The organism is Rhodopirellula europaea 6C, assembly GCF_000338295.1.
GTDB lineage: Bacteria > Planctomycetota > Planctomycetia > Pirellulales > Pirellulaceae > Rhodopirellula > Rhodopirellula europaea.
On sequence record NZ_ANMO01000216.1, the window covers coordinates 25,092 to 41,143 of the forward strand.

At 55.2% G+C, this 16,052-nt stretch carries 10 protein-coding genes; 5 read left to right on the forward strand and 5 right to left on the reverse strand.

The features are described 5' to 3' along the window. Positions 1-421: 421 nt before the first annotated feature. Positions 422-1,228 (reverse strand): sensor histidine kinase, encoded by an 807-nt coding sequence (locus tag RE6C_RS22400; RefSeq protein ID WP_008660333.1) that lies wholly within the window; start codon positions 1,226-1,228, stop codon positions 422-424. Positions 1,229-1,414: 186 nt separating this feature from the next. On the opposite strand from RE6C_RS22400, the gene RE6C_RS22405 reads away from it, so the two are divergent. Then, on the forward strand, positions 1,415-1,684 hold the full coding sequence (locus RE6C_RS22405; RefSeq protein WP_008660334.1) for a hypothetical protein: 270 nt from the start codon (positions 1,415-1,417) through the stop codon (positions 1,682-1,684). 172 nt (positions 1,685-1,856) lie between these two features. Beyond that, positions 1,857-2,912 (forward strand): NAD-dependent epimerase/dehydratase family protein, encoded by a 1,056-nt coding sequence (locus RE6C_RS22415; protein WP_008660335.1) that lies wholly within the window; start codon positions 1,857-1,859, stop codon positions 2,910-2,912. A 108-nt stretch (positions 2,913-3,020) separates the two neighbouring features. Here RE6C_RS22415 and RE6C_RS22420 read toward each other — a convergent pair whose 3' ends face one another. After that, positions 3,021-4,610, reverse strand: a complete 1,590-nt coding sequence (locus RE6C_RS22420) for a sulfatase family protein (RefSeq protein ID WP_008660337.1) — start codon at positions 4,608-4,610, stop codon at positions 3,021-3,023. Between the two features lie 471 nt (positions 4,611-5,081). On the opposite strand from RE6C_RS22420, the gene RE6C_RS22425 reads away from it, so the two are divergent. Beyond that, on the forward strand, positions 5,082-6,254 hold the full coding sequence (locus RE6C_RS22425) for a ThuA domain-containing protein (protein WP_008660341.1): 1,173 nt from the start codon (positions 5,082-5,084) through the stop codon (positions 6,252-6,254). Positions 6,255-6,567: 313 nt separating this feature from the next. On the opposite strand, the gene RE6C_RS22430 is transcribed toward RE6C_RS22425, so the two are convergent. After that, positions 6,568-9,276 carry a hypothetical protein gene (locus RE6C_RS22430; protein WP_008660342.1) on the reverse strand — a complete coding sequence of 903 codons (2,709 nt, stop codon included), beginning with the start codon at positions 9,274-9,276 and terminating at the stop codon, positions 6,568-6,570. A gap of 359 nt (positions 9,277-9,635) precedes the next feature. Here RE6C_RS22430 and RE6C_RS22440 point away from each other — a divergent pair, with 359 nt between their 5' ends. Next, positions 9,636-11,102 (forward strand): coiled-coil domain-containing protein, encoded by a 1,467-nt coding sequence (locus RE6C_RS22440; RefSeq protein ID WP_008660344.1) that lies wholly within the window; start codon positions 9,636-9,638, stop codon positions 11,100-11,102. Between the two features lie 111 nt (positions 11,103-11,213). Here the strand turns inward: RE6C_RS22440 and folD are convergent, their stop codons facing one another. Continuing rightward, entirely contained in the window at positions 11,214-12,116 is a 903-nt protein-coding gene (folD, locus tag RE6C_RS22445) for a bifunctional methylenetetrahydrofolate dehydrogenase/methenyltetrahydrofolate cyclohydrolase FolD (RefSeq protein WP_008660346.1), read from the reverse strand. A 130-nt stretch (positions 12,117-12,246) separates the two neighbouring features. Between folD and RE6C_RS22450 the strand changes: the two genes are divergently transcribed. Beyond that, positions 12,247-14,028, forward strand: coding sequence for an NADPH-dependent assimilatory sulfite reductase hemoprotein subunit (locus RE6C_RS22450; protein ID WP_008660347.1), 1,782 nt, complete (start codon positions 12,247-12,249; stop codon positions 14,026-14,028). A gap of 155 nt (positions 14,029-14,183) precedes the next feature. On the opposite strand, the gene RE6C_RS22460 is transcribed toward RE6C_RS22450, so the two are convergent. Further along, positions 14,184-16,028: a response regulator gene (locus RE6C_RS22460; RefSeq protein ID WP_008660349.1), complete on the reverse strand. Its 1,845-nt coding sequence runs from the start codon at positions 16,026-16,028 to the stop codon at positions 14,184-14,186. Positions 16,029-16,052 lie beyond the last annotated feature (24 nt).

Sequence of the window (16,052 nt, forward strand, 5' to 3'; positions counted from 1 at the left end):
CAAAGTTTTCGGGCATGTTGAGATTTGCCATGGCCAAAGGCTCGAAAGCGATGTTAGGCCGGTTGCAAAATGTTCATGCTGGTGCGATTTCATCTTACTAGGGTGCTTAAATTGCACCATGTAAAATGCGCAATTATGACCTCGTTTTATCCCCGATCCAGGGGGACAGCAGGTCCGTTGAGATTTAACGAGCACCGATGAAGACACGCTTTTGCTCTGATCGCGAGCGATGCGGTGAGAGCTCGGTTCCGTACTCTCGCAGAGGATGTCGCCGGTCCCTCTTTCAGCGACGTTGCCCACGCAGACCAAGTGCCCGGCAATGAGGCACCCCATCACAAGGTTCATTCACGGTGCGAGATGGCCGCATGGTGCGAGACGGCCCGTCCGCGTTCAAAGCTATTCGGAACCTGACCTATGCTCTTCAGGCGGCGGCTCGTTGGGACGCGCTGATTGGCAAGCGGATGATGAACGCGGTGCCGCGACCGACCGAGCTTTCGACTCGCACGCGTCCTTTGTGTTCGTCGATGATGTCTTTGCAGGCGGCCAAGCCCAATCCGGTGCCGCCCTTGCCGGTTTCGTCGGGACCGGCTTTGGTGGAGAAGTACGGATCAAAGATCTTTGGCAAGACGTCTTCCGGGATGCCTTTGCCTGAATCGCGAACGGTCAGTTCAACGTAGCCCGGTCCGTCGGTTCCGGTTTCGCACGTTGCGACTCGAATCCACAACGTGCCACATTCCCCGATCGCTTGTCGCGAATTGGTCAGCAGGTTGAGCAGCAAGCGTTGGATTTGATTGCCGCTGGCGTGAACGGTGGCCGTTTCCGCCAAGTCGGTTTCGATGCTGATTCGGTACTTCTGCATTTCGCGTTGCATCAGCACCAACGTTTCGCGAACCAGGCCGCTCAGATCAACCGGTCCCATCGTGTCGCTGCGATTGCGAGCTTGGGCCAAAATCGTGTTGGTGATTTGTGCGGCTCGCTCGGACGCTTCCAAAATCTTCGTCAGTGCTTTGTCGCGGCTGGCTTTGTCTTCGTTGCGAAGTCCCAACTTGGCGTAGTTGATGACCGTCATCAGCACGTTGTTGAATTCGTGCGTCGCGGTGCCGGTCAATTCGCCCAGCGTCGCCATCCCCTGCAGACGCTTCACTTGCTCCCGAAGCACCGTCAGCTCGTTGGCTTGCGATTCAGGGGCGTTGTGAGTCGAAGCGGCGGTGGAAGCTTGTTGCGACATAGCTGAATTGGAATCCAAGCAGGAAGTGAGTGGCTGTTTGATCTATCGGAACAACCCACACGGTTGATAAATCCCTGCTATCCGGCCCGCAAACCTTACCCTTCACGGCTCGTTTGCCCCGGTGACTTGTTCGCCCTGAATCACGTAAGCGAAAAGCCTGTCTCCAGCGAGTGCAGAGATCTCGAAATGAATCGGTTTGACGACGAGAACGTGCTGGAACGCCTGAAGCGGATGACCCGCATCGCACGCCAGAATGGATTTGAAATTCGCGGCGAACCATTGGAGGGGGCTGGCTGCACTTGGTGCGAAATTCGCGGCAAACGCGTGCTCTTTCTGGATTTGACCCAAACGGCAGCCGAGCAGGCCCTCGCGATTGCGGAAATTCTTGAGATGACTCGGATGATTCGTCCTAACGCGCCGTCGGCAGCTCCGGCCAGCGTGAAACAGGCCGCTTGAGCCCGGGGAAAGAGCGTCCATCGACCGCTGCCCATCTTGATCGGGGCAGATCCCTTCGTCTTTTTGTCGTTTTTGTGAAAAAAACTCGCGGCGGTTTTGGTGTTTCGATTGCGAATTACAATCGGACGGCCGTTTTCTTTTGATGTTGGTTTTTAGGTAGGTTTGACGTGCTATGCGTGTGATTGTGACAGGTTCCAGTGGGCTAATCGGCTCGGCCGCGGTGCGGCATTGGGACGCTCTTGGTGACGAAGTCATCGGCATCGACAACGACATGCGAGCCACCTTTTTCGGTCCCGACGGCAGCACCAAGTGGAACCAATCAAGGCTGGAAAAGGAAACGAATAACTTCCGAACCGTGTCGCTAGACATCCGCGATCGCGAAGGCGTGCTGGACCTGTTCAAGAACGAACCACCGGATTTGGTAATCCACTGTGCGGCCCAGCCGTCGCACGACAAAGCCGCCGCGATTCCGTTTCTGGATTTCGAAGTCAACGCCAATGGCACATTGAACCTGCTCGAAGGAACACGCCAGCACGCACCCAAAGCCGTGTTCTGTCACATGAGCACGAACAAGGTTTACGGTGACGCACCCAACGAGTTGCCACTGGACGAATTGAAAACCCGCTGGGAATACGCTCGCGAAGAAGACTACGACGGCATCAGCGAATCATGTCGGATCGACCAAACCATGCACTCGCTGTTCGGTGCATCCAAAACGGCGGCCGATGTGTTGGCTCAGGAGTACGGAAAGTACTTCGGTCTGAAAACGGGCATCTTTCGTGGCGGATGTTTGACTGGGGCCAGCCACAGCGGCGTCGAGCTGCATGGTTTCTTAAGCTACCTCGTTCACGTCGCTGTGACGGGCAAGCCCTACACGATCTTTGGATACAAAGGCAAACAAGTTCGCGACCAAATTGAATGTAGTGATGTGGTCAAAGCCTTCGAAGCATTCTCGAAGAATCCTCGTCCAGGCGAGGTTTACAACATTGGCGGCGGAAGGGACAACGCGGCTAGCGTCTTGGAATGCATTCAGAAGATTGAAAACATCTCGGGCCACAAGGTCAATTGGAAGCTGGGCGATGATAATCGAAAAGGCGATCACATCTGCTACATCAGCGACCTGAGCAAGTTGCGACGGGATTACCCAGATTGGGACATTCGCGTTTCACTGGACGCGATTTTGCGTCAGATGATTGCGAGTGAAGAGTCCAAACTCGCGACCGCATGATCTGCGAAGGCGGTCGAACTTGATTACAAAAAGTGCCGCTCACCGGATGATTCCAGTGAGCGGCTTTTTTGATTGTTTGTCAGTATGACCCTCGTGGGTGGCGTTAGCTTATCGGCTGCGGCCAGCGTCGAGAAGCTTTTGAAGTTCCTGTTGCATTTGCTTCGCTCGTTCGGGTTCGCTGTCACTCAGATCGTTCTGTTCGGCCGGATCCGATTGTAGGTTGTAGAGAGCGAATCGAGGGACTGCTTTGCGTGTCATCGACAGGTCGAAGTTGTACGACTTTTTTTGGTCGTGACGAACGAGTTTCCAATCGCCGACGCGATAACCGTAGTTGCCGACTTTCCCGTTGTCTTGTTGGACCAAGTGTTCGCGACCGGAGGCACCGGACTGATTCATCAACGCCCCGAGCACGTTTTGGCTGTCCAGACAAGCGTCATTCGGAAGTTCTTGTCCGACCATGGCTGCGAGACTGGCGGCAAAGTCAATGGTGCAAACCATTTCGTCGCTGACACCGACTGGAATCGTGCCCGGCATCCGAGTGATGAATGGTGTTCGCGTTCCGCCTTCGTAAACCGTGTACTTGCCGCCTTGGTAGGGGCCATTGGGATCGTGGTCACCGAGCTTTTCGTTGGCGTCGTCTTTGTAACCGTCGTCCAAAACAGGACCGTTGTCGCTGCAGAAGACCAACATGGTTTTCTCGGTCAGTCCGTTTTCTTCAAGCGACTTCATCAGTTCGCCAACGCACCAATCCAGTTCCGCGATCGCGTCGCCGCGAGGTCCCAGTTCGGTGCTGCCTTGGAATCGCTCATGGACGACACGAGGAACGTGCAAGTCGTGCGAAGCAAAGAACAGGAAGAACGGTTCGTCTTTGTTCTCAGCAATCCATCGTTTGGATTCAGCAACCCAGCGATCGGAAAGATCTTCGTCGCGGAACCGTGCCGCATGGCCTCCCGTGTAGAAACCAATGCGGCTGATGCCGTTGTGAATGGTGGAGTTGTGACCGTGAGACCAATCCATCTTTAACGTATCGCGGTGGGTGATCCCGGTGGGATGATCTTCGGATGGCTTTTTGTTGCCGACCCAAAGTGGATCCGCAGGGTCCAAGTTTTCGACGTTGTGATCGTTGACGTAAACTTGCGGGACGCGATCGTTTGTCGTTGGCAGCAAGATGCAGTGATCGAAGCCAATTTCCAACGGTCCGGGTTTCAGGTCGCCGTTCCAGTCTGGACCTTCGTTCTTTTCACCCAAGCCAAGGTGCCATTTGCCGATGACCGCGGTCTTGTAGCCAGCGTCTTGGAGAATGCTGGCCGTTGTCGTGGTTCCGGCGGGAATCAACGCGGGGCTGTTAGGTGGAGCGATGCCGGTGTTGGGAAAACGGAATGCGTATGTGCCAGTCAGGAACGAATAGCGGGTCGGTGTGCAGGTCGATGCCGAGCAATAACCGCTGGTGAAACGGCAACCTTCAGAAGCCATCCGGTCAATATTAGGAGTTTTCAGGCCTTTTGCCCCGTAGCAACCGATGTCGCCGTACCCGAGGTCATCGGCCATTACGACGACGACGTTAGGTCGATCGTTGTCCGCCGCTGACGTCACCGACAATGGTGGTGCAACGCACGTGAAGAAGAGCAACAGTGGAAGCAGGAAAGTCGGTGCTCGGCCGTGGGAAATATTGGATCGTTTCGCTTGATTGAACGGCATGATGCTGTTGGTAGGGGGAGGGTGAGAGGTGGGGATCAGACGCTCGATTGTACTCGCGTCTGCGAATGTGGGCACCTGTTGTTCGATGGTTGCTGTGTCGTCCAAGTTGGATTCGACTCGATTATCGAACGAATGGGTCTATAGAAACGACTGGTCGGCGGGCTGACGATGGACCGCTTTTTGGCGGGTCGCGGTTTGGTTGCATGCGCTACTCGGACTGCTCGCCAGAACCCTGCAATCAACAATTTGCGGGAGATACTTGTGCGGCACAGACCCATCGAAATGCGACACGGGAATTGATGTTTGGTCGTTTTGCGGAAAGCGGCGTGGATCGTCAGGCGATCGAGATGAAGATGGATTAAATTCAAAGACGCTCGCGAGCTTCTCGCGTGTCAGTTGCCCATCACGCTTTTCGCGTGAACGATCGCGACGCACCTTCCATCCACCCCACCTCGATACTCCCTTTGATCTATGAAGACTTGGCTTTCTCTGGTTTTGTTGTCCGTTGTTGCCATCCCGCTTTCCACCTTCGCCGCCGAGCCGGAAAACGCTCCGCTGGTTTACGAAGGCGGCGAGGGAATCGGTAAGGGCAAGCACATCGTGTTCGTCGCGAATGATCACGAATACCGATCCGAACAAACATGTCCGTTGCTTGCAAAAATTTTGGCAAAGCACCATGGGTTTCGCTGCACCGTCTTGTTCGGAATCGATGAGGACGGCGAGATCAAAGCGGGCGAATCACCCGTGCCCGGAATGGAAGCTTTGAAGGACGCCGACTTGCTGTTCTTTTTCACTCGATTCATGAAACTACCCGACGAACAAGTCGACTTGTTGGTGGACTACTTTGAACGCGGTGGGCCGGTTGTTGGGGCTCGAACGTCCACTCACTGTTTCAACGGACAAAAAGGAAAGTGGGCGAAGCTCAACTTCAACTACGAAGGTGAAGACTACCTCGGTGGTTTGGGCGAACAGATCTTCGGCAACACTTGGCACTCGAAGCGTGGACAAAGTCACTACGGCGGCAACCACAGTTCGAGCAGTCGAATCACCGCGGTGGAATCGGCCACCGACCATCCGATCATGACTGGTGTTGGAACGATGCACGGCTATAGCGGTGCGTATTCGTCTCGTCCGCCAGCCGGATCAACTCCATTGGTTGAGGTTCAGGTTCTGAACACGTTTGAACCAAGTGACGATGTCAACACGGACAAGCCCAAGGTGTCTGCCGGTTGGACTCGAGATCACTACGTCGCACCATCGGGCGAAAAGAAGGATGCTCGTGTGGCTTATTTCTCCTACGGTGCGTCGGAGGATTTGCTTGACGAAGACACCCGCCGCTGTTTTGCAAACGCATGTTTGTGGGCACTCGGCATGGAAGACCAGATCAATTCCAATTTGGACATGAGCATCGTTGGATCGTTCGTTCCGACACCGTTCACCACCGGTGCGTTGTATCGAGACAATGTCCGGCCTTCTGAGCTGGCCGGCTGGGATAGCGAGATCATGCCGACGGATCATGTGCTGGGCGGAATGGACAAACCGAAAATGGTTCGAAAGGTCCAATCAGCGTTGAAGGCTCGCCCAAAATTGCGTGAGCAAGTCTCCGAGGACTATCCCAAGCTGTACGGCGAAGACGCCAAATAGCGTTCGCGATGATGGTTTGTCACGGATCATCGTCGCGACTAGGAACATGCCTTTGGTCGCAGTCTGTCTTTAACGGCCGACTGCGGCTTTTGTTGTATCAGCGGCGCGAGCCGAACCGAGGCAGTCAAGGATCAAGTCGGTTTGCAACCGGTAAGGGCAAGACAAGCCGGCGTCCGGAGCGCGAGCTTCGCTTGCCGTCACGGTAATTATTGCAATTGCTCGATGGGGTCTGACCTTTCTTTTCCGAGCATTGATCTTTTGGTTGTTAAACCGTTGCAAACACCCAAACGGCTCATTTGGAAACGAGACCTACTTAGAATCCGAAGATTGGGGCTTTGGGTTGTTCCTTTAGTGGCATGCCACAATCAGGAGTTGGGCACAGAGCGTTCGATGTCGTGATACCACAATCGATCAGTCCACCTTCGGAGGTTCCGACCAAACCGAGCAAGTATTCCGGCTCGATTGGGCCTGGGTCGATCCAGAGTCCATCGGGAGTCAGTTCCATCGTGCCGAGGTCGAGATCCAGTCCGCGACGAACGACTTCGAAATTGACGAAGATGTTCAGGAGCGAGTTCTGTGAGTCCAGCAGGTCGCCCAAAGCCGAAATCGTATCGCGAGCCGCGGTGGGACCACTGTTCAGGCCCCGAGCGTCACGGAACGATCGAATGTCTTCGTTGAGTTCCAGCTGATTCGCGGCGATGCGAACCGATTGGCGTCCCAGTTCGAAATTGATTCGGTTGGCTTGAAGCTGGCGAATGCTCGAACGAAGGCCCTGCCACACGCTGTCCTCAAAGTTGTAGTACGACCGTTTGGCTTGTTCGTATTCGATCAAGGCTTGGCGATACGTGTTGCGTTCTTGAAGCCGAGTGATCGGGGCATCCCAACGAAGCCCAACTCGAAGGCTTGTGTTATCGTTGTTGGGAAGGTCCGTCACCGCTGCACGACTGACACCACCAGAAACCACCAAGTCCAAATCGCTCTCGAGATCGTCTGCGAAGAATTCGATCCGTCGATAAGTGTCCACCAATGCGGCTCGAGCATTCGCCCAGTCACGACGGTTCACCCGGGCGATTTGAAGTGCTTCGGCGGGATTGATTTCGACTTCGGGTAGTAGCAAAGATTCCACCCGAGCACGGGCTTGGATTAGTTGCAATGCGAGAACGTCTTCACCCAGATTGGCCAGCAAGTCTTGGCTAGCGAGAATCACTTCACCACGAACTTGAGATGCAATCTCAACTCGGTTCTCCGATTGTGGGCCGGTTGCTAGGAAGACATCGATGCGGTCGTTCAGTTGCTTCACTGCAACCTTGTAAGCATCGAGTCGGCTTGAAATTTCGCGGAACTGGGCATCCAATTCCTCGCCAAGTTCCAATACAGGGTCCAAGTCGAAGATGGACTCATCAACCGTTTCGATACCCAAAAGCGAACACACGGTTGCTTGTTCTTCGCGGTAAAGTTCCAGCAACGAATCCGTCTGATTCTTTCGTTCGGGGATGAGTTCTGCCAATCGCTGCAAATCGTTTTCGACGCGTGGCAAGTCTTCTTCGATCAGTTCTTCCGTGAATTCGGAAAGAGGCTTAACCGAGGCGCGAAGTTGTTCGATCAATCGAATGGTCTCGTCGTTCCAAGCGAGCTTCGTCTCGGGCAGACCCGTTTCCTGATTCAGAGTGCTTTCACTTGATTCGAGGAGTCCGATGTTAATTTGACCGACAGCCAATCGGACTTCGATCAATTGTTCCCGACGATTGCGAAGGGTACGGTCGATCAACTCGAATCGTTCCAGCATCGGGTCGTTGATCTCGACGCAGATGTAGGGCGGCAAACCAAGATCTCGCAAGAACGAGTCGACCGAGTTTTGATAGCCAACGCGACGTGAAACCAAAGAGCTCTGCGAGTTCAGCAACGCCGATCTTGCTTGTGCGATTTGCAATCGTTGACGAATGATTGCTTCGGGGTCATCGGGAATCGTCGTCAAAAGTTCAATCAACGTGTTGTCGAGGATGACTAAGTTCTCACCCAGACGTGCAATGTTCTCTTCCAAGTTGCGAATTTGCAGTTGGTCTTGCAGCAGACCGATGAAGCCGCCGGCTTGAGGCACACCACCCCCTCCGCCGCCACCCAGGTTGGCGAATCCGGAATCGAATCCGGTGAAGGCACCGGTGTTGGCAGCAAACGTACCGCCTGACCGACTGACACTGCTGTCGTTGTTTCGTCCGGTGACGATGTCGAGGTAGAAGCCACGACGGAATCGTTCGAAGTTTCGGACGTTGGCGAGCAGTCGACGCTCGGACAAAGTCAGCAATTCCATGATGCGATCACGACCGGCACCTCTGAGAAGCGGTTGCAGCAAAGTGAAGTCCAGCACCGTCGACGTGGTTCGGGTATCCGGTCCGCTTAAGTTCCAGACAACCTCGTTAGCGAAATTCACCAGCAAGTTGGCTCCGGTCGCGAATTGACGACGAAGTGCCACATCGCCTCCGACGGCGGTGACGGAATTGGAATCGCGGAATGCTCCAAAACGCCGGTCGTTTTGAGTGAACGAAGCTCCCGCACCGGCGAAGTACTGCGTGTCGAACTGAAATCGCTGGCTCGAAACATCCAGAGCCGACAAATACAGCTGTTCCATCTGGCGTTGATAGGCAGGCGAATGCAGCAAAGCGATTTTGACAGCGTTCTCGGAGTTCAGTTCCAGGATGCCGTCTTCGTTGAGTGGCAGAAATTGCCACCAATCCGGACTTTCCGCAGTGTTCGTTAGCCCATTGGCTTCCCACATCGGATAGCCGCGACGCCCATCGACGCACTGCATGTAACGGCTCGACGCAGGATCATCCAACGGCATCGGTTGGAAATCGAGATCGAATGGGTTGAACATTCGGCTGCGTCGGTCCAATTCGATCCGAAGCGGTGCGTTGACCGGACGCGAAACGTGCGAGGCTTTCTCGTCCATCAAGGCGTAAGCCTCGTTGTCAGCCTGTTTGCGATAGTGTGTGCGGTTGCACCCCGTCGCGGCGGGCAGAAGCACGGATGCGGTGAGTAGCCAAATGGAAGTTTTTTTCGCATGGTCACGATCGATCGCCTTCGGAGACCTGGATGTTCGGTACACGCCTTTGGGTCGGTACCGACGTGTTCACAGGATCATTTCGGACGATGCCGGTGATCGTCTTGACCGGCAACTCGGTGCATATCGCGCGAACCGGTTCAATCGGCGCCCCATCGTGACGGATGTTCCGATTATGCGGATCGGTCGGTCAAAGCGATCATTAGGGGCGACCGGAACGGAAAACTTGATGAAAATTCTCCAAGCCGGCGTCGGACTGGATTAAGCTAACGCGTCAAGGATCCCTGTCTGGTAGTTCTGCCGCTTCTCTATCTATCGCTCTGATGCAGTACGTACTTCTTCTCATTCTGATTGCCGTCGTGATCGCTCAGGCCATTTTGGTCTGGAAAGCGGCACCTCACTGGCGGTGGTATCAGATCACTCCGGTTGTCATTACGACGATTTTGGCCGTGATTTTCGTGTTTCCCGTTGCCGGAGCCTTGAAAAGTCGCTCTGAATGGCACAAGGTCAAAGAGGATCTGGAGACCCGGCTGGCGTCTGTGGAAGCGGAGCAATTGGAGCTTCGTTACGGCAATCCAAATGATCCATTGTCCGGTGAAGGCGTCCTGCCGATGGCCCAGAAGTTGGCCAAATTGGGGACGGAAGCCGGTCGACGCTGGCGTGGCCTGCGTCTGACAAATGCGAATTTTAACAACGGCGGGCAGATCGTTTTAACGAACCCCCAGCCAGAGGAGCCTGTTGACGGTTTGCCGCAGGATTTGGATGCGGAAGCCGAAGCCAATGCGGATCCACTGCCGCTGATGCCTGACGGTTTGGTCGTCTATGGGTTTGCCGAAGGGCAGCAACCGAACTTGGACGTTCTCGTCCCAGTTTTCTATCTGGGTGAATACCGCGTGACTGCGACATCACCCAATCAAGTCACATTGCAACCGACCGCTCCCTTATTGCCGCAGCAGCGTCAAGCGATTGAGAGTCGACAAGCGGTCAGTTGGTCGGTTTATGAATTGCTTCCGCTGGATGGTCACGAGCCATTCATAGCCGAAGGAAGCGTGGAAGACGACAACAACGTGTTCGGCCGGATCGATGATGAGCTGGTCAATCGTTTGCTGAGCAACCCGATGTCAGCGCAATCGCGGGCCGAATACCTTCGCGATGGAACTCGATCACTTCCCGATGACGAACCGCTGAGCAAATGGGTCAAAATCGAATTCACGAAGAACCATGAGATCGTGGTCGACAGCCCCGATCAACGCGGTGCTCTCGACGGAGGTTTCTTTGACGGCAGCGGACGTGCGGTGGACAGTCGTTTGCAGCACGGTGACAGCGGCAAAGTCAAGTTTTCCAAGGACGACATCCTGATCGTTCAAGAAGAAGCGGCCGACGCCTTGATTGACGCGGATGTGGCTCGTTTGATCGATACCTACTACATCCGGCCGCTCAACGATTATCGCTTTGTTTTGCGACGCATTCGATTGCGTTTGGCAGAACTTCAAACGCGAACCAAGGAATTGACGTACGAAAACGAAGTGCTTCAGCGGGCAATCGATGCGACGGTGAACATGAAAGCAGCGGCTCAAGGCGAGAAGCTGCAATTGGAGCAAGACTTCCAGCAGACCGAAATCGAACGCAAAGCGTTGGAGGTTTACAACGCGAAGCTGGAAGGCATCGTGAAAGAGACACGCCAAGAGCTGGTCAAGCTTTATCGAAGCAATCAGCAACTCGAAAAAGAGTTGCAAATGTTTCACGAGGCAATTGCCAAACCCGGCGAATCGCTCACTTCCGTTCGCTGATTGACTTGGATTGGTGATCAGCCTTGAACCAGATCTTGGGTTTGGATTGCCCAGTTCTTAACTTTTGTCCAAGTCAACGCGTTGACTTAGACGGCAACCAGCGGCCGCAGTCTACTTGCCCGCAGCTTGCATCTTGGCGGCCATCAGAGTGTTGTGCAGCAACATCGCGATGGTCAGCGGGCCCACACCACCGGGAACGGGGGTGATCGCCGAAGCAACCGCTTCCGCTTCGTCAAACGCGACGTCCCCTACCAATTTGTCTTCGACTCGATTGATACCGACGTCAATGACAACGGCTCCGGGCTGGATCATGTCGGCGGTGATCATTTCAGGACGTCCAACCGCGGCAATCAGGATGTCAGCCTGCCGGCAAATTTCGGTCAGGTTTGACGTGCGGCTGTGAGCGATCGTCACGGTCGCGTTGGCGACGGCGGGGCCACAGGTGCTGTCCTTTTGTGCCAGCATCATTGCCATCGGCTTGCCAACGATGTCGCTTCGACCAACCACGACGACGTGTTTCCCGCTGGTTTCGATGCCCGTGCGATGCAGCAACTGGACGATGCCGTGTGGTGTGCAGGGCAGAAATCGCGGACGGCCCTGCATGAGCAGCCCGACGTTGACCGGCGAAAACGCATCGACGTCTTTGATTGGATCAATCGCATCCAGGACCGCTCGTTCGTCAATTCCTGTGCCGCCGTTGGCTTTGGAGGGCAAAGGCAGTTGGACCAGAATGCCGCTGACAGCTGGATCGGAGTTCAGTTCCGCCACTTTCGCCAGCAATTCGGCTTGAGTGGTGGCCGCCGGCATCCGGTCCAATCGGCTGGCGATTCCGGCTTTCGCACAAGCTCGTTCTTTGTTTCGTACATAAACCTGGCTGGCAGGATCTTCTCCGACCAAAACCGCCGCCAATTGGGGAGGGTGGTTCCCGCCTGAAACAAACGTTTCGACGTCAGCAGCGACTTCGCTGCGAATTTCCGAGGCAATCTTCTTGCCATCCAGTCGCGTTGCGGGCATCCCGGAGCCTTGATTTGGCGTAAGTCGACGGAAGGTCGACGTGGTGAAAAATTAGAATTGTCGGTATAAAGAGTCGAACACGAACCTTCGGTCCTTTGACCGACGCAAATCACACAGGATTTTTGACTCGATGTCTACCGACGCTTCCGAAACGAATGCCGCACCGACCGACGCGCCCGCGAAGCCGATCAAGCTCAGCCCGGTCGAAAAGATCAAGCAAGAAAGTGGTTTCCTAAAGGGTTCGATCGATGTCGAGCTGGCAGATCCAGTTGATCATTTCGACAATGCCAACATTCAGCTGCTGAAATTCCACGGCACGTACCAACAGGACGACCGTGACAAGCGAGCCGAGCTGAAGAAGTCAGGCGGTGGCAAAGCTTACTCGATGATGATCCGTTGCCGGATCCCCGGTGGGCGTTTGAGCTCGGATCAATTGGTCGCTCATTTGGATATGTGCGACGAATTGGGCGATTCGACGCTGAAAATCACCACCCGTCAAACCTTGCAATTGCACGGCATTTTGAAAGGTGATCTTCGCGAGACGATTCGCCGCATCAATGAGGTTGAACTGTCGACGCTTGCTGCCTGCGGTGACGTGAACCGAAACATCATGTGCTGCCCCGCGAAACGAGTCGGTGGCATTCATGCTCAGCTCAATGTATTCACGGACGAGTTGACCGAGGCTCTCGCACCTCAAACACCTGCTTACCACGAACTTTGGCTGACTGACCCCGACACCGGTGAGAAGACGTTGGCCGGCGGTGGTGAACCAGAAGCATCCAGTGCTCCGGTCATCGATGAACCCTTGTACGGACCGACCTATTTGCCGCGGAAGTTCAAGGTTGGCATCGCGCTGCCGGATGACAACTGCATCGACATCTACACGCAGGACCTCGGGTTCTTGGCCGTGATCCGTGATGGGCAAATCATTGGTTACAACGTTTCGGTCGGCGGTGGCATGGGCCGCACTCCAAGTGCGAAGAAAACCTTCCCCGCTCTCGCGAAACGGATGGCATTCGTGACGCCGGAGCAGGCGATCGATGTCGCCAAGGCAGTCATCATCGTCCAACGCGACAACGGCAATCGAAGCGACCGCAAAGTGGCTCGCCTGAAGTACTTGATCGCGGATTGGGGCATCGAGAAATTCCGAGCCGAAGTGGAGAAGGTCTTCGGCGGACCCCTCGCCGATTGCACGGAAGACGACGTGCACGAGTTCGATGACCACATGGGTTGGCAGGAACAGGGCGACGGCAAGTTGTCCTACGGCCTGAACATCGAAAACGGCCGCTTGTACGACAATGAGAAGGTTCAAGTGAAAGCAGCGATTCGAGCCGTTTGTGCTCGTTTCAATCGCGAAATTCGTTTGACCAGCCATCAGAGCATGATCTTCTGTGACATTGATCCTTCTGAGAAAGAAGAGTTGATCGAGATCCTGAAGTCACACGGTCTTCGCACCACGGAAGAAACCAGCACGGTTCGTCGTTGGTCGATCGCGTGTGTCGCTTTGCCGACTTGTGGTTTGGCCATCACCGAATCCGAGCGTCGTTTGCCAAGCATCATTGATTCGATCGAAGAGCCTTTGGCCAAGTTGGGCCTCAGCAACGAACGATTCACCATTCGAATGACTGGCTGCCCCAATGGCTGTGCTCGTCCCTACAACGCGGACTTGGCTCTGGTCGGTCGCGCGGTCGGAAAGTACACACTGTTCGCCGGTGGCGGATGGTTGGGCAACCGATTGGCCTACATCTACAAAGATCAGGTCAAAGACGAAGACGTGACCGCGGAGCTGACGGGAATCTTCGCCGCGTTCAAAGCCAACCGCGAAGAAGGCGAATCGCTGGGAACGTTCTGCGATCGCGTGGGGGCTGAAAAGTTGGCTGAATTGGCCGAAGCTGCTCCACTTCCCGCCTGATCCGATGACGGGCGGGCTTTGAAAGATCACGCTCGACCCAACGAATCTTGAAACGACAAACGGCTTGGTGAATTCACTAAGCCGTTTACTTTTTGATTGATGGTGGTGATTGCGATCACGCCGCGATGCGGTGATCGCGAGTCGCACCGGATGACTCAGCAGATGGAGTTCTTTGTTCCGCCGGATGCGGTCCGTGCAGCATCGGGATCCTCATCGCTGGGAGGAGTGTCGTCCGGCGACGAGCCCGGAGGATTCTGCACATTTGGGTTGGCCTCAATCACCGTTTTCAAAACGTCGATCAGCTGGTCCAGCCGGAATGGTTTGAAGAGCACCGCTTTAGGATGCAAGCCATTTTGCTTGGCTTTCACGATGGAGTGACCTGGGTCGTATCCGAACCCAGTCATCAGAATCATTGGCACATGAGCCATGACTTTTTCCAATCGCAGCATCAGTTGGTACCCGCTGTAATCGGGCAGTTTGATGTCGCTGATGATCGCGTCGTAGCTGTCGTCGCCCGCGCTCCGGCGAACCATCAAAACTGCTTCGTCACCTTCATGGGCGGTTTCAACGACACATCCGTAGCGTTCAAGCAACTGGTGAGCGTCTTCGCGAACTTGTTCGTCGTGATCGACCACCAGAATTCGACGGCCACGAAGGATCGCGTTTTGATCCAGCTTTTCGTCCGCGGGAACGGCTTCCAGCGGAGTCATTTTCTGACCGATCTGCTGGATCGTTCGTTTGATGTCTCGAGAATTTTGCAGGATCCGGCGAAGGCGGTCCATCACTTCGGGGCTGTGTCCGATGTAGCCTTCCATCACATGGACGGCGTCGTTCAGAATCGCATCGACTGGCAGGGCAACCGCACTGTGAATCGCGTCACAGCTTTGCTGGGCGGTGTTGGCCTTTTGAGCCACCAGCAGTTCCAGCGTGTTGAGTGCGAAGGCAATGTCGCGGGCGAAGATTTCTAGGAATTGCAGATCGCTATCGCTGAACGCCGCCACGTCGGGGCTTTCGACGTTGATTGTCCCGAGCACCTGGTCATGGAGGACCAGAGGAACCGTCAGGGAACTGCGAGCGTCCGCGACGCCGGGGATGAACAGCGGGTCGTTCTGAACGTCGTGACAAACGTAGCTGACTCCGCTGGCGGCGACATAGCCTGTGATGCCGTTCTCACGAGGGTGAGCAGATAGTCGGCGGTCCGAGGCTTCTTCGTCGATGCCGACGCTGAGCAGCGGAATGAGATCGCCGGTGGTTTGCTCCAACACACGAATCTCGATGACTTCAAAATTGAGCAAGTCACTGAGGTAGTGCTGGATGTTGTCCTTCAAAAGATCGATCCGGTCGTCGACCTCCATCATGAAGATCTCGTTGGGACGCAAATCCGCCAATTCACGACCGGCCTGGTGGATTGCCGCCAGTTTCTGTTGTTGGAGGATCTCGTCGGTGATCTCGCCGACGGTGACAATCAGGTTTCGCGGCGACTCGGCCGAGCGGACCGGGGCGGCGTGAACCTGGAAATATTGGTTGTCCATGCTGTGAAGCGTGGAACTGCTTTCGTCGCCTGTCGCCAGCGCGGTATGGAACGGGCAGAAATCCGGTCCCATAATCTCGGGATTGTGCAATAACTCGTAGAACGTCATTCCGAGCGGTGTTCCCGACGGACGGCCCGCCCAATGCAGCAGACGATGGTTTGCCCAGATCACACGAAGATCCGCGTCGAGCAACGCGACACCTTCGGGCATATCGCGGAGCATCAGCCCGCTTTGCATCATTCCGCGAATTTCGGAGGTTTGTGGAAGGCTGGTGCGGCTCATCCAGATGCCGGCCACGTCCTCTTCTTCGAGCAAAGGGAACGCGTCCACAATTGACTCGCAAAACACCCATTCGATGTCGGGTGATTGTGTTCCCTCAGCCGAGCTGTCGCCTTGCAGCAACGCTTCTGGCAGCGAGGATCGATCCGGAGGCGAATTTGGGCCGCCGACGCAGATGACCTTTGGCATGGATCTTACCTCCCCCCCGTTTCA